This is a genomic window from Bowmanella dokdonensis, assembly GCF_017254865.1.
In the GTDB taxonomy this organism is placed as follows: domain Bacteria; phylum Pseudomonadota; class Gammaproteobacteria; order Enterobacterales; family Alteromonadaceae; genus Bowmanella; species Bowmanella dokdonensis.
The window spans coordinates 1-373 of the sequence record NZ_JAFKCV010000159.1 but is presented as its reverse complement, the minus strand read 5'-3'; the positions used below and the strand labels follow the sequence as shown (position 1 = coordinate 373).

General features: G+C 47.5%; 1 pseudogene. It reads right to left on the bottom strand.

The features are described from left to right. A pseudogene (locus tag J0A66_RS22030) lies at positions 1-183 on the bottom strand (methyl-accepting chemotaxis protein); the annotation flags it as partial. Positions 184-373: the final 190 nt, after the last annotated feature.

Genomic DNA, 373 nt, shown 5'->3' with positions numbered 1-373 from the left:
AGCAAGCAGGTTGGTTTGAGAGGCTATCTCGTCAATATCCTTCAGGGCTTTCATGACCTGAGGCATGGCGTCGTATATCTTGTTAACTTTTTCCAACAGGTCCATGGATGACGCTGACATATCCACTGTTGTTGCGATAAAGCGATCCAGCATCAGGCCGGTATTCACAGCAAAATCGTGCATTCGGCTACTGTTAAATTCTGCACTACCATCAGAACTGACCAACAAGCTGTGTATGCACTGACTTTGACGTTGCATCAACCCTTGTAGTTGGTCAAAAGAATGCCGAAGCAATGACACTGCGTCGGTTTGGGTACTGATGATATCGAGAAGACTGGCCTCACAGCTTTTCAATGCGGGCACCAGCTCGGAT